A 13,351-nucleotide genomic window follows, 5' to 3' on the forward strand; every position below is an offset into this window, starting at 1 on the left:
AGGCGACCAGCAGCGCCATGAATCGGTCGACCAATTAGACCGACCGTGCGACTTTGCGGTCGTCGCAAAAGCCGCACGCAACACCAGTATCTAATTGATTTTATGGTGAGAGCGTCGGGGTTCGAACCCGAGACCTACTGATTAAAAGTCAGTTGCTCTACCGGCTGAGCTACGCTCTCCCTCTCCGCGGGTGAAGCACCCCGGCTGGAAGTGGGCGGAACATAGGCAGGCGACCCATTGCGGTCAACCGAAAAATTCAGCTTTTTCCGGCAGTCGGCACATTTCTTGCGGACGCAAGGCACATCCTTGCGGACGCAAGGCACATGACGAGAAAATCGGCGGTGAGCTTGTCATCGAATCCTTGGCGATGCTCTGCGACCCGTGAGAAAACCGCAAGATCGGTCGAGCGCATCAGGCCGGCCTGCGCTTAGTTGATGCTGCCACGGAGAACAGACGGATGAAGGCGGCGCTTCAAAACTACCATGCCCGGATGCAGCGGGTGCTTGACTACATAGACCGCCACCTGGACGACGATCTGGACCTGGAAACGGTGAGCGGCGTTGCGGCATTCTCGAAGTTTCACCTCCACCGGCAGTTCACGGCGACCTTCGGTCTGTCTGTGCATCGCTATGTCCAGCTTGCCCGGATGAAGCGCGCTTCGCACCGGCTGGCCTACAGGGATGCGCAAAGCGTCACCGAGATAGCGATGGATGCCGGTTACGACGCACCGGATGCCTTCGCCCGCGCCTTTCGGCAACGGTTCGGGCAATCGCCTTCGTCGTTCCGGAAGTCTCCCGAATGGGAGCCGTGGCTTGCGGCCTTCGGGCCTCTCAATAACGCTAGGAGCAAGCGCATGCAGAAGAATTTTACCACTGACGACGTGACGATTCGATATGTGCCGCCGACGCCGGTGGCGATCATCGAGCATCGGGGCGACCCGACGACGCTCGGCGCCACCATCCAACGGTTCATCGTCTGGCGCACGGCCGCAGGCCTGCACCCCAGGACAAATCCGACCTTCAACGTCTGGCGTTCCGAGCGGCGTCCCGCCTCGCCTGCAGATTATAGCGTGGACCTTTGTGTCGGGACCGATCAGCCGATCGCGGCGAACGGCGATGAGATCAAGGCCGGCGAGATCCCCGGCGGACGCTGCGCCGTGCTGCGCGTCGTCGGCAACACCGATAATCTGGAGCCCGCCGCGCTCTATCTCTATCGCGACTGGCTTCCGCTGAGCGGCGAAGAAACTCGCGATTTCCCGATCTATTGCCAGCGGCTGAGCTTCTTTCCGGAGGTGCCGGAGCATGAGGCGGTTGCGGGATTGTTTCTGCCGCTGAAATAGCGCTCTCTGGTGGCGGCCTGTCGCTTCTGATCGCAAGATACGGACAGGCCGCTATCCCCCCATTTGCGGCTCAGGGCTCGCCAAACGCAAAAAGGTGATTGGCAATCCACGGCCTGCAAAGCTAGGAACATCATGCAGATTGCAGCCGGAGAGAATGCGTGTCGATTGCCGATATTTCCCTGTGGAGCGCGCTGATTGCCGGGGCGCTTTCCTTTCTGTCGCCCTGCGTGCTTCCCCTCGTCCCACCCTATCTCTGCTATATGGCCGGCATTTCAGTCGAGCAGTTCCGCGGCGGCGGTGCGGTTGCCGTCTCGCCGGACGTCCGACGCGGCGTGTTGTTTTCCGCTCTGCTCTTCACGCTCGGTTTTGCCACCGTCTTCGTGGCGCTTGGCGCCGGCGCCTCCAGCATTGGCATGGCGCTTCGCCAGCATCTCGACCTGTTGTCGAAGCTCGGCGGTCTGATCATCATCGTCATGGGGCTGAATTTCCTCGGCCTTTTCCGAATCGGCATCCTGGCCCGCGAGGCGCGCTTTCAGGGTGGCGGCAAGCCGGCGACGTTGACGGGGGCCTATATCATGGGCCTTGCCTTCGCCTTCGGCTGGACACCCTGCATCGGCCCGGTGCTCGGCGCGATCCTCGGCGTCGCCGCCTCGCGCGAGACGGTCGGCTCCGGGGCCGGGCTGCTCGCCGTCTATTCGCTCGGCCTTGCCATCCCCTTCTGGATCGCCGCCGGCTTTTCCGGTGCCTTCATGCGCTTCCTGTCGCGCTTCCGCCGCCATCTCGGCACGGTGGAAAAGGTGATGGGCGTCTTCCTCGTGCTGACCGGCCTCGCCTTCCTGTTCGGGTGGGTCAGCGATGTGGCGATCTGGTTTCAGCAGACCTTCCCGATCCTGATGCAGATCGGCTGAAGCGCGCCCGGTCGGTCGATCCGCGCCGGTTGTCCGACGCCGGTACCCTGCATGACAGGACCTATGCCGTGGTATAGGCCGCCCTCTCCCTCGACCCATCCGCCCTTACCTTCGACCCAATCGATCGAAAACACGCCTCGATGTAGCGTCGTCGATGCCGTGTTTAAGCGGCGGTCAGAAGTAGACAAACATGAGCCTCGCGACAAATATGAGCCTGGAAGACACCTCACATCCCGGTGGACCAGGGCCCGGTGAACTGGTTCCCTCGCGCTACGCAGTGCAGATCGGCGAGATCGAGGTGCTGGTGATCAGCGATGGAGTGCTGCCGCTCCCCACCACGATGTTGGCGCACAATGCCGAGCCTGCGGTGCGTGAAGCCTGGCTGAACCACATGTTCCTGCCGCAAGAACTCGCTGGATTGGCCACTAAACGTGGTGGTGGCGCGCAGCGGCGGGCAGACCATACTTCTCGATGCCGGGCTCGGCCTCGACCCGGACCTGCACTTGCCGCGGGCCGGGCAGTTGATCAAACGACTGGAGGATGCCGGCGTCGATCTTGCATCCGTGACCGATGTGGTGTTGACCCACTTGCACATGGACCACATCGGCGGGCTTCTCGTGGACGGGGTGAAGGAGCGGCTGCGCCCCGACCTCAGGATCCACCTGGCGGCGGCCGAGGTGAAGTTCTGGGAAGCGCCCGATTTCTCCCGGACCCGCATGCCGCCGGGCTTCCCGGATGCGCTTCGGGCGACCGCCAAACGGTTCGTGAACGAGTACCGCAGCCACCTGCGGCTATTCGATGACGAGTGCGAAGTGGCGCCAGGCGTCGTCGCCCGCCGCACCGGCGGCCACACCCCCGGGCACAGCGTGGTTCGCCTGGCCTCCGGCGGCGACCGGCTGACCTTCGCCGGCGACGCGGTGTTCGCCGTCGGCTTCGACCAGCCTGACTGGCATAACGGCTTCGAGCATGACCCCGAGGAAGCGGCGCGCGTCCGGGTCGCTCTCCTGCGGGAACTGGCGGCGACCGGCGAACTACTGGTGGCCACCCACCTGCCCTTCCCCTCCGTCTGCCATGTGGCGGTTGAGGGCGAAACCTTCCGCTGGGTGCCGGTCTTCTGGGATTACTGACCGCTCTCTGGTCAGGTCTGCAACAAAAGGCGCCCCGCCTGTAGAGCGTTTCCGTCTTTCCCTCGAATGACGAAAACGCTCTATCGATTTGTTTTGCACAACTCCCGAGACCAAACCGCTACACAGTTTCGCTGGAATTGCTTAAGTCAGATCCTGACCCGCCGATCCCCGCGCACTGGAAGACCTCTTGGCCGATATCCTCAGCCTGCTCCTGCCGTTCTTCGGCCTGATCCTCATCGGCTATGCCGCCGCCAAGGCGACGAAGCAGCCGGCCGAAGCGCTGGGATGGCTGAACACCTTCATCATCTATGCCGCCCTGCCCGCCTTGTTTTTCAAGCTCGTCTCGCGCACGCCGATCGAAGAGCTGACGCGCATCGATTTCATCGTCACCGATATCGCCGCGACCTATGCGGTGTTCACGCTGCTGTTCGTCATCGGCCGCCTCGTGCGCCGCAATTCGCTTGCCGACTGCACCATCCAGTCCTTTGCCGGCGCCTATGGCAACATCGGTTATATGGGGCCTGGTCTGGCGCTGCTGGCGCTCGGTGAAGGTGCCGCCGTGCCGGTGGCGCTGATCATCTGTTTCGAGAACGCGCTGCATTTCATCGTGGCGCCGGCGCTGATGGCGGCGGCCGGCGACGACAGGCGTTCCGCCGGACGGCTTGTCGCCGATATCGCCCGCAAGGTGGCGCTGCATCCCTTCATCCTGTCGACGGCGGCAGGTTTTGCGGTCGCCGCCCTGCATCTCGACCAGCCGCTGGCGTTTCAGCGCCTGGTGGATTACCTCGCCCAGGCGGCCGCGCCCTGCGCTCTGTTTGCCATGGGCGTGACGCTGGCGCTGCGGCCGCTGAAGCGCATCCCGGCCGAAATCTCATATATCGTGCCGGCTAAGCTGATCCTACATCCGATCGTGGTGTTCCTGGCGCTGACTGCCGTCGGCGGTTTCGAGCCGGTGTGGATCCAGGCCGCGGTGCTGCTCGCCTCGCTGCCGACGGCGACCAATGTCTTCGTCATCGGCCAGCAATATGGCGTGTGGCAGGAGCGCGCCTCGGCGACGATCCTGATCACGACGGTGCTTTCAGTGGCGACGGTTTCGCTGTGGCTGATCGCGATCCGCTCAGGCCTTCTTCCGCTTCAGCTTTTCCCGTAGCGCATCGGGAATATCGCGGAAGCCCCGGCCGGGCTCGATGCCTTCGCGCATCACGATGCTGCGCAGCGGCGGAATGGCCGAGAGGATATGCAGGCCGGCGGCCCGTAGCATCTGCACCGGCAGGAAATCCGAGAGCAGCGAGCGGTTGAGAAGATCGACGCTTGCCGTGCGCGTCATGATGTCGGCACGGCGCTTGTGGTCGAAACTTTCGCCGGCATCGGCTGGCACCGGCAATTCCGCCCTGTCGCAAAGGATGTCGGTCAGCGCCATGATATCGCGCAGGCTGAGGTTCAGCCCCTGCGCCCCGATCGGCGGGAAGACATGGGCGGCCTCGCCGATCAGCGCGATGCGTCCCTTGCCGAAACGATGCGCCATCATGCCCGACAGCTGCCAGAGCTGGACGCCCTCCTCCACATCGACTTTGCCGAGCATGGACTGCATCTGCGCCTCGACAAGCCGGCCGAGTTCGACAACCGGCAATTCCATGCGGGCGGCCGCCTCAGCCGGATCCTGCACCCAGACGAGGCTCGAGCGGCTCCCCGGCAGCGGCACCTGGGTGAAGGGGCCGTGTTTGGTGTGGAATTCGCTCGAGATGTTCTGGTGCGGCAGGGAATGGGCGAAATTCAGCACCATGGCCGATTGCGGATAAGACCACTTGCGCACGCCGATCCCGGCCGTCTCGCGCAGTTTCGAGCCGCGACCATCGGCGCCGACGGCAAAATCGGCGAAAAGCGTCTCGCCGCCGGCTAGTGCGATCGACACTTTCTCGGCCGAGATCTCGATCGATTCGGCCATATCGGTGAAGCGGGTGATATTGCCCTCGTCGGCCGTGGCCTGTTCGAGGATCGCGGTCAGCGCCTTGTTGGGGAAATTATAGCCGAAGGCATCGAGGCCCACTTCGGCGGCGCGGAAGGTGGTGGTCGGCGCGCGCAGCAGCCGGTCGGTGCCGTCGATGATGCGCATGCTGGCAAGAGGTGCCGTCGCCGGGCGGAGCTTGTCCCAGAGCGCCAGCCGATCGAGAAAGCGGATCGACTGATCCATCAGCGCCGTGGTGCGCCGGTCCTCCTTTGCGGCAACGGGCGCCACCAGCGCCACGCTGCGGCCGCCGCGGGCGAGCGCGATTGCCGCGATCATACCGGCGAGGCCGCCGCCGATCACCGCCACTTCGAATGTCTTCATGCTACCGTTCCGTCATCGTGAAAAGACGGAGCGGCCGCTTATGCGGCCGGCTTCGCCTGACGGCGCCAACTATAGCCCTTGCCGGCTTCGGCGTCACGCACCGCCGGCTGATAATGATGGGGAATGGCGGGAAGACGGTTTTCGGAAAGCCGCTTCAGCGCCGTGGCATTGCTGACAGCAAAACTGTCGATGCCGACGCGCTGCATCAGCGGCACCTGATCGATCAGCACGTCGCCGACGGCGCGCAGCTCGTTGGTATAGCCGAGACGCTGGCGCAGCAGCGAGGCATGGCTGAAGGCGCGGCCGTCGTTGAACGCCGGAAAGGCGACGGCAACGATGTCGAGGCGGGATAGATAGGGCTCTAGCCGGCGCACGTCGTCGGCCGGCTTGATCAGCACGCCGAGGCCGACATCATTGCTTTCGTCGGCCTTGGCGATCAGTTCGTCGAGGCCGAGCAGCGGCTTCTGCTGCCCGCTCGCCTTCACCTCATCGGTCTCGATCACCCAGGGATCGTTCTCGACAAAACCGGTCTCTCTCCAGATCTTCGTCATCATCGCCTCCTTACGCCGCTTCCGCGGCGGCGCCATAGAGCGCGGTCTTGAAAGGCTGCGGTCCGACGCGGCGATAGGCAGCAAGGAAGATTTCGGACGGATCGAGGCGCAGGCCGAGATAGGTGTCGACGATCGTCTCGATCGCGTCCGTCACCCGGTCCGGCTCGAAGCCGCGGCCGATGATTTCACCGATCGAGGTATGTTCGTCGCCGGAGCCGCCAAGCGTGATCTGGTAGAGTTCGGCGCCCTTCTTCTCCACACCGAGCAGGCCGATATGGCCGACATGGTGATGGCCGCAGGCATTGATGCAGCCGGAGATCTTGATCTTCAGCTCGCCGATCTCGGCCTGGCGTTCGGCGCTGCCGAAGCGGCGGGAGATTTCCTGCGCCAGCGGAATGGAGCGCGCATTGGCGAGCGCACAGTAGTCCAGCCCCGGACAGGCAATGATATCTGTGATCAGGCCGGCATTGGCTTCCGCCAGATCGATAGCGACGAGACCGCGATAGACGGCTTCGAGATCGGCCAGCGCCACATGCGGCAGGATCAGGTTCTGCTCGTGGCTGACGCGGATTTCGTCGAAGGCATATTCCACGGCGAGATCGGCGATCGCATCCATCTGCGCGTCGGTGGCATCGCCCGGAATACCGCCGATCGGCTTCAGCGAAATCGTCACCATGCCGTAATCGGGGTTCTTGTGCGGCTGCACATTCTGCTGGACCCAGCGGGCGAAAGCCGGATCGGCCTTCTTCCAGCGGGCGAGGTTTTCCCAGCCCTCGGCGCGCTGAGGCAGGTCAGGCAGCGCGAAATAGCTGGTGATCGCCTCGACATCCTGTTCCGGCAGTTTCAGCTCACTATCCCTGAGCGAGGCGAATTCGGCCTCCACCTGGCGCGTCAATTCCTCGGCGCCGGTTTCGTGCACCAGGATCTTGATGCGGGCCTTGTATTTGTTGTCGCGGCGGCCATGCAGATTGTACACGCGCACGATTGCCGTGGTGTAGGAGAGCAGATCCTCCTCGGACAGGAAGTCGCGGATCAGCTTGGCGATCATCGGCGTGCGGCCCTGGCCCCCGCCCACATAGACGGCAAAGCCGATCTCGCCCTTGTCGTTCTTCTTCAGGTGCAAGCCGATATCATGGACCTGGATGGCGGCGCGATCGCGCTCGGCGCCGGTGACGGCGATCTTGAACTTGCGCGGCAGGAAGGAGAATTCCGGATGGACCGACGACCACTGGCGGAGGATTTCGGCATAAGGCCTGGGATCGGCAATCTCGTCGGCGGCTGCACCGGCGAAGTGATCGGCGGTCACGTTTCTAATGCAGTTGCCCGAGGTCTGCAGCGCATGCATCTCGACGCTGGCAAGATCGGCGAGCGCATCGGGGATTTCCGACAGCTTCGGCCAGTTGAACTGCAGGTTCTGGCGCGTGGTGAAATGGCCATAACCGCGGTCATAGGTGCGGGCGATATGGGCGAGCATACGCATCTGGCGCGCGCTCAGCGTGCCATAGGGAATGGCGATGCGCAGCATATAGGCATGAAGCTGCAGGTAGACGCCGTTCATCAGGCGCAGCGGCTTGAACGCATCCTCGGCAAGCTCGCCGGCAAGGCGGCGCTGAACCTGGTCGCGGAACTGCTCGACACGCTCGCTGACAAAGGCATGGTCAAATTCGTCGTAACGGTACATCGTCTTCCTCAGACTGCAATGAATTCGGGATCGGCCGGAGCGTAGCCCGGTGCATATTCCATGGTCGGACCTTGCGCACGGATGCGCTCACGAAGGCGAAGCGGCCAGAGAATACCGTCAGTTTCCTGAACGTCGACGACGGCGACGTCAACCACCTCGTTGTCGGCATAGGACTTCTTGCCGATCGCCTCCAGCGCTTCGACGGCTTCGTTATGACGGGCGACAAGCGCCTCCTGCAGCGAGGTGGACCATTTCCCGTTCGCATCCAGCCAGACGGCAATGCCGTCCGTCAGCCGGTTGGCCGTCAGAACCTTGTCTACCATATTCAGCTCCTTGCAAGTTCCTCGAGCCGGGCGTTCGCACGCACCAGCGGCTCGGACAGTTCGAAATTGGCGCCGGCAACCGCATCGCCGATAATGACCATGACTGGTCCCGTCAACTCGTCACGGTGCTGCAGATCGGGAAGATCGGCAAGCGTGCCATGCAGCAGACGGCGCTCCGCGCGGCTGGCATTTTCGATAACGGCGACTGTGGTCTCGGAGGGAATGCCGGCCTGCATCAGCCGCTCGGCGACCGAGGCGGCAACCGTGCGGCCCATATAGACGGCGATCGTCGCGCCCGAGACAGCAAGGCTTGCCCAATCGGGTAGCACGTCGCCGGTGAGATCATGGCCCGTGGTGAAGACGAGCGAGGAGGCAACGCCGCGTAGCGTCAGCGGCAGCTCGAAATCGGCAGCAGCGGCGAAAGCCGAGGTGATGCCGGGCACGACCTCATAGGTGATGCCGGCAGCGCGCAATGCGGCCATCTCTTCGCCTGCCCGGCCATAGACCAACGGATCGCCCGACTTGAGGCGGACGACGCGCTTTCCCTGGCGGCCGAGCTCGACCAGAAGCTCGTTGATCTCTTCCTGCGATTTCGAATGGCAGCCCTTGCGCTTGCCGACGGAAAGCCGCTCGGCGTCGCGGCGGCCCATATCGACGATCGCCTGCGGCACGAGCGCGTCAAAGACGATGACATCGGCTTCCATCATGACCCGCTGGGCGCGCAGCGTCAGCAGATCCTCGGCGCCTGGGCCGGCGCCAACCAGCCAGATATGGCCGGCGACCTTGTCGATAGACCTTAGCAGCCGGTCGGCGGCATGACGGGCCTGCGGCAGGTTGCCGTTGGCGACCGCATCGGCCACAGCGCCTGAGAAGAAGCGGCGCCAGAAGACGCGGCGGGAAACGCCGCGTGGCACCAGTTGTTCGACGACTTTGCGGTAGCTCGTTGCGAGTGCAGCAAGCCGCCCGAGCGAGGGGAAAGAAGCTGATCGATCTGCGCCCGGATCATCTGCGCCAGAACCGGCCCTGCCCCTTCGGTGCCGATCGCTACAGCGACCGGGGCGCGATTGACCAGCGCCGGGGTGAAGAAATCGCAGTAATCGGGCTGATCGACGGCATTGGCCGGAATTCGGGCGGCGCGGGCGGCATCGACGATCTCGCGATCCTCGGCTTCATCGCCGGTGGCGGCGAAAACCAGTGCCGAATCCGCGACCTGCTCGGCGGAAAAGCCGGCGCGTACGGTCTCGATGCGGTTGGCAATCAGGAAGGCGTGATAATCGGCTTCCGGCCTGTCGGCATAGGCAACGATCCGCGCCCGCGTGTTGAGCAGCAGCCGCACCTTGGCGAAAGCCTCGTCGCCATTGCCGAAGACAGCCGTCTTCTGGCCTTCCACGCGAAAGAAGGCTGGAAATACCGAAAGCTGCTCAGTCTTGGGAGACATCATCAATCCACTTCGAAGTTGCCAGAATATGCCCGTGATCGACAAGGGATTGAAGGAACAGAAATTCGAAAGCCCCAGCAAGCGCGTATTCTTTTGCTCGCGTCGTCGGCGATTTGAGAAAAGTCACCCGTGCTGACGAAAACCACCTGATCCCACTCTCTTTGCTGCAGCGCAGTATAAAGCCTGTGACAAACGGCGTCCACCGGCGTTTGGCGCATTTCGCTCGCGCCGCCAAGACGATAGACTGAGGGAAAACCGGAGACGCCAATGCCTGACAAGACGATCGCCGCCCGCCTGCTTTCGGTCATCGAGAACGATATCCTGCCGCTGACCGAGCACGGCGTTTCCCTGGGCAACAAGGTGTTCGGCGCGGCGATCCTGCGCAAATCCGATCTGTCGCTCGTCGTCGCCGAGACCAATAACGAGTTGGAGAACCCGCTCTGGCACGGCGAGGTGCATACGCTGAAGCGCTTCTACGAACTTGGCGAGAAGCCGGCGACCAAGGATCTGATCTTCCTGTCGACGCACGAACCCTGCACCATGTGCATGTCGGCGATCACTTGGGCGGGCTTCGACAATTTCTATTATTTCTTCAGCCATGAGGATTCCCGCGATGCCTTCGCCATTCCGCACGACCTGAAGATCCTCAAGGAGGTCTTCGGACTTGAACCCGGCGGCTATCGCAGGCAAAACGGCTTCTGGAATAGCTTTGCCATCGCCGATCTCGTCGAGACCGAAGAGGCTCAGCCGAAGACCGCGCTCATGGCGCAGACCGCGCGCATCAAGGCCCGCTACGACGCGCTTTCCACGACCTACCAGTCGTCGAAGAGCGCCAACGATATTCCCCTTAACTGAGTTCCCGCTCAACTGAGGCACCATGGAACCTTCCAAAGATATTTCCCGGCTGATCGAGATCATGGCGGCATTGCGCCATCCCGAGACCGGCTGCCCCTGGGACATCGAGCAGAATTTTGAGACGATCAAACCCTATACGATCGAGGAAGCCTATGAGGTCTCCGACGCGATCGAGCGCGGCGATATGGACGATCTCTGCGACGAGCTGGGCGACCTGCTGCTGCAGGTGGTATTCCATGCCCGCATGGCCGAGGAGGCCGGCGAATTCTCCTTCGGCGACGTCATCAACGCCATCACCACCAAGATGATCCGCCGCCACCCGCATGTCTTCGCCCGCTCGGCAGCCGACACGCCGGACGCGGTGAAGATTCAGTGGGACGAAATCAAGCAGGCGGAAAAACGCGATCGCGCCGAGCGCCGGGCAAGGCGCGGGATCACCGAAGATTTCAAGGGCGGCTTCCTGGGATCGGTGCAGCGCAGCTTTCCGGCTTTGACGGAAGCGCTGAAGCTGCAGGAACGCGCCGCCAAGGTCGGTTTCGACTGGTCGGCGCCCGAGCCGATCCTCGACAAGATCGAGGAAGAGATTGATGAGCTGCGGGTGGCGCTGAGAGACGGTGATCGGGCAAAAGTCAGCGACGAACTCGGCGACCTGATCTTTGCGGTGGTCAATATCGGCCGGCATGTGAAGGCCGATCCAGAACAGTCGCTGCGCGGAACGAATATGAAATTCCGTCGTCGTTTCAATCACATCGAGAATGTTCTTGATGCAGCAGGCGAGACACTGGAAGCGGCCAGCCTGGAGCGGATGGAGGAGATCTGGCAGGCGGCGAAGGCGATTGAGCGGGCTGTGATCTCGGGCACTGAGTGAGCACTCGGCGGCATCGCCTCTCGGCCCATCTGACACGGGATATTCACTTGCTTTGAAAAGAGTGATTCACCGCGCAGACGCGCGGTGGCTGGATTCCTGTGACAGGCACAGGAATGAGGGAGGGTGAGTTTGGCGCCTTCCAAGTCCTTGAGCGCGAACGATTCAGTGGCTGGAGCCCAGAGAGAATAGGTGCCTTACCGCTCCCAATCTTCCTTCGAAGCCTTCGGCCCACTGCCGATGCGGCGTTCGAGTTCGGTCGCTTCGGTTTCGGAGAGGCGCAGATCGAGCGTGATCGAGCCGTCTTCATTGTCCTCGCGGCCGTCGACGATCGCGTGGTCGTAGAGCCAGGGCAGCAGCGCCAGCTTATCGACGGGAAGGCGGACTGTGGTTTCGGTCATGACGCCGGAAAGCCGGCGGCTGATCTCGTCCATCAGCGTGTCGACGCCCTCGCCGCTGACGGCTGAGACGGCTACGACATTGCTGGCGCCTGTTGATTTCTGCACCATGGTGTCGTGCACCTCTGGCTCCAGCCGGTCGATCTTGTTCCAGACCTCGATCAGCCGCTTCGCCGCTTCGGCCTCGTCGATGCCAAGATCACCAAGGATGCGCATCACGTCGGAGCTTTGGGCCTGATTGTCGGGATCGGACATATCCCGGACATGCAGGATGAGATCGGCTTCCAGCACCTCTTCCAGCGTCGCCCGGAAGGCGGCTACCAGATGGGTCGGCAGGTCGGAGATGAAACCGACGGTGTCGGACAGGATGACGGTGCGGCCGTGCGGCAGCTTCATCCGGCGCAGCGTCGGGTCGAGCGTGGCAAAGAGCATGTCTTCGGCCAGCACGCCGGCGCCGGTGATGCGGTTGAACAGGGTCGACTTGCCGGCATTGGTATAGCCGACGAGCGCCACGATCGGGTGCGGCACCTTGCGGCGCTTGGCACGGTGGAGCTGGCGGGTGCGCACGACCTGCTCCAGCTCGCGTTCGAGCTTGATGATGCGGTCCTGAAGCAACCGCCGGTCGGCTTCGATCTGGGTTTCGCCGGGGCCGCCCATGAAGCCGCCGCCGCCGCGCTGGCGTTCAAGGTGGGTCCAGCTTCTGACCAGCCGGCCCTTCTGATAATTCAGATGGGCGAGATCAACCTGCAGCGTGCCCTCCTTGGTGGAGGCGCGGCGGCCGAAGATTTCGAGAATGAGGCCCGTCCGGTCGATGACCTTGGCGTTCCATTCCTTCTCGAGATTGCGCTGCTGCACCGGTGTCAACGGGTGATCGACGATTACGAGACCGGAATCGCGCTCATCGAGCAGCGCCTTGATTTCCTCGATCTTGCCGGTGCCGAGCAATGTCGCCGGTCGCGGGTCATTGACCGGCACGATCGAGCCGCTGACGACGTCGAGGTCGATCGCCTGGGCAAGGCCCGTCGCCTCTTCGAGGCGGCTTTCCGGCGTGCGGGTCGAGGCCGATTCGGTCTGACCGCCGCGGCTGCGCGATTTCAGAACCGGCACGACGACGGTCGCGCGCATGTCGTCCCTGTGCTTGGCGGCCTCAGGGATGATCGAATCGTTCTTGGTATCGCGTGTCGAAATGACGGCTGATCCTGTTAGGACGCTGCTTCTTCGCTCTCGAACATCTGCATGGGCTGGCCCGGCATGATCGTCGAGATCGCATGCTTATACACGAGCTGCGAATGGCCGTCACGGCGAAGAAGAACACAGAAATTGTCAAAAGACGTAACAACGCCCGTGAGTTTCACGCCGTTGATCAAAAAGATTGTCAGGGAAATCTTTTGCTTGCGAACAGTATTAAGAAATAGATCCTGAAGATTCTGAGAACGTTCCGCCATCGCGCCGCTTCTTTCTTTATTGCCGACCTGAGCTGGCCGGTGGAGTATCAATCAATCTCACCATGAAAGACCGGTGGCACCCTCATTCCACC

General features: G+C 62.7%; 11 protein-coding genes, 1 tRNA gene and 2 pseudogenes. 6 read left to right on the plus strand and 8 right to left on the minus strand.

Annotated elements, in window-relative coordinates; all coding sequences use genetic code 11:
- Positions 1 to 103: 103 nt before the first annotated feature.
- Positions 104 to 179 (minus strand) — tRNA-Lys (locus MF410_RS08590).
- Positions 180 to 457: 278 nt separating this feature from the next.
- On the opposite strand from MF410_RS08590, the gene MF410_RS08595 reads away from it, so the two are divergent.
- From MF410_RS08595 to MF410_RS08610, 4 genes and pseudogenes are all read left to right on the plus strand, one after another.
- Positions 458 to 1,339, plus strand: a complete 882-nt coding sequence (locus MF410_RS08595) for an AraC family transcriptional regulator (RefSeq protein ID WP_239620319.1) — start codon at positions 458 to 460, stop codon at positions 1,337 to 1,339.
- A 158-nt stretch (positions 1,340 to 1,497) separates the two neighbouring features.
- Positions 1,498 to 2,247 carry a cytochrome c biogenesis CcdA family protein gene (locus MF410_RS08600; protein WP_097625401.1) on the plus strand — a complete coding sequence of 250 codons (750 nt, stop codon included), beginning with the start codon at positions 1,498 to 1,500 and terminating at the stop codon, positions 2,245 to 2,247.
- Positions 2,248 to 2,437: 190 nt separating this feature from the next.
- Positions 2,438 to 3,374, plus strand: a pseudogene (locus MF410_RS08605) (MBL fold metallo-hydrolase).
- Between the two features lie 187 nt (positions 3,375 to 3,561).
- Positions 3,562 to 4,524: an AEC family transporter gene (locus MF410_RS08610; RefSeq protein WP_097625400.1), complete on the plus strand. Its 963-nt coding sequence runs from the start codon at positions 3,562 to 3,564 to the stop codon at positions 4,522 to 4,524.
- Here the strand turns inward: MF410_RS08610 and MF410_RS08615 are convergent.
- The 5 genes and pseudogenes from MF410_RS08615 to cysG all read right to left on the minus strand — a co-directional run bounded on the left by MF410_RS08615 (position 4,492) and on the right by cysG (position 9,696).
- Positions 4,492 to 5,703 (minus strand): UbiH/UbiF family hydroxylase, encoded by a 1,212-nt coding sequence (locus tag MF410_RS08615; RefSeq protein WP_097625399.1) that lies wholly within the window; start codon positions 5,701 to 5,703, stop codon positions 4,492 to 4,494. The two genes, MF410_RS08610 and MF410_RS08615, sit on opposite strands and share 33 nt — an antisense overlap.
- Positions 5,704 to 5,741: 38 nt before the next feature.
- Positions 5,742 to 6,254 (minus strand): DUF934 domain-containing protein, encoded by a 513-nt coding sequence (locus tag MF410_RS08620; protein ID WP_097625468.1) that lies wholly within the window; start codon positions 6,252 to 6,254, stop codon positions 5,742 to 5,744.
- A gap of 10 nt (positions 6,255 to 6,264) precedes the next feature.
- A complete protein-coding gene (locus MF410_RS08625; RefSeq protein WP_097625398.1) occupies positions 6,265 to 7,935 on the minus strand; it encodes a nitrite/sulfite reductase in 1,671 nt (556 codons plus the stop codon).
- Positions 7,936 to 7,943: 8 nt separating this feature from the next.
- Positions 7,944 to 8,258, minus strand: coding sequence for a DUF2849 domain-containing protein (locus tag MF410_RS08630; RefSeq protein ID WP_064838392.1), 315 nt, complete (start codon positions 8,256 to 8,258; stop codon positions 7,944 to 7,946).
- A gap of 2 nt (positions 8,259 to 8,260) precedes the next feature.
- Positions 8,261 to 9,696: pseudogene (gene cysG, locus MF410_RS08635) on the minus strand (siroheme synthase CysG).
- Positions 9,697 to 9,963: 267 nt separating this feature from the next.
- Here cysG and MF410_RS08640 point away from each other — a divergent pair.
- Positions 9,964 to 10,551, plus strand: coding sequence for a nucleoside deaminase (locus tag MF410_RS08640; protein ID WP_097625397.1), 588 nt, complete (start codon positions 9,964 to 9,966; stop codon positions 10,549 to 10,551).
- A gap of 22 nt (positions 10,552 to 10,573) precedes the next feature.
- Positions 10,574 to 11,419: a nucleoside triphosphate pyrophosphohydrolase gene (gene mazG / locus MF410_RS08645; protein WP_097625396.1), complete on the plus strand. Its 846-nt coding sequence runs from the start codon at positions 10,574 to 10,576 to the stop codon at positions 11,417 to 11,419.
- A gap of 194 nt (positions 11,420 to 11,613) precedes the next feature.
- Here mazG and hflX read toward each other — a convergent pair whose 3' ends face one another.
- Together hflX and hfq are read right to left on the minus strand one after the other, a co-directional pair.
- A complete protein-coding gene (gene hflX, locus MF410_RS08650; protein WP_097625395.1) occupies positions 11,614 to 12,939 on the minus strand; it encodes a GTPase HflX in 1,326 nt (441 codons plus the stop codon).
- Positions 12,940 to 13,016: 77 nt separating this feature from the next.
- Complete coding sequence (gene hfq / locus MF410_RS08655) at positions 13,017 to 13,259, minus strand: RNA chaperone Hfq (protein WP_003539403.1); 243 nt, start codon at positions 13,257 to 13,259, stop codon at positions 13,017 to 13,019.
- Positions 13,260 to 13,351: the final 92 nt, after the last annotated feature.

Origin of the sequence: Rhizobium sp. C104 (assembly GCF_022354505.1) — a bacterium.
Taxonomy (GTDB): domain Bacteria; phylum Pseudomonadota; class Alphaproteobacteria; order Rhizobiales; family Rhizobiaceae; genus Rhizobium; species Rhizobium redzepovicii.

Excerpts from the sequence above, each read along its gene's own strand:
- hflX (WP_097625395.1), bottom strand. The coding sequence starts at position 12,939 with ATGCGCGCGACCGTCGTCGTGCCGGTTCTGAAATCGCGCAGCCGCGGC.
- MF410_RS08625 (WP_097625398.1), bottom strand. The coding sequence starts at position 7,935 with ATGTACCGTTACGACGAATTTGACCATGCCTTTGTCAGCGAGCGTGTC.
- MF410_RS08595 (WP_239620319.1), top strand. The coding sequence starts at position 458 with ATGAAGGCGGCGCTTCAAAACTACCATGCCCGGATGCAGCGGGTGCTT.
- MF410_RS08615 (WP_097625399.1), bottom strand. The coding sequence starts at position 5,703 with ATGAAGACATTCGAAGTGGCGGTGATCGGCGGCGGCCTCGCCGGTATG.
- hfq (WP_003539403.1), bottom strand. The coding sequence starts at position 13,259 with ATGGCGGAACGTTCTCAGAATCTTCAGGATCTATTTCTTAATACTGTT.
- mazG (WP_097625396.1), top strand. The coding sequence starts at position 10,574 with ATGGAACCTTCCAAAGATATTTCCCGGCTGATCGAGATCATGGCGGCA.
- MF410_RS08620 (WP_097625468.1), bottom strand. The coding sequence starts at position 6,254 with ATGACGAAGATCTGGAGAGAGACCGGTTTTGTCGAGAACGATCCCTGG.
- MF410_RS08640 (WP_097625397.1), top strand. The coding sequence starts at position 9,964 with ATGCCTGACAAGACGATCGCCGCCCGCCTGCTTTCGGTCATCGAGAAC.
- MF410_RS08630 (WP_064838392.1), bottom strand. The coding sequence starts at position 8,258 with ATGGTAGACAAGGTTCTGACGGCCAACCGGCTGACGGACGGCATTGCC.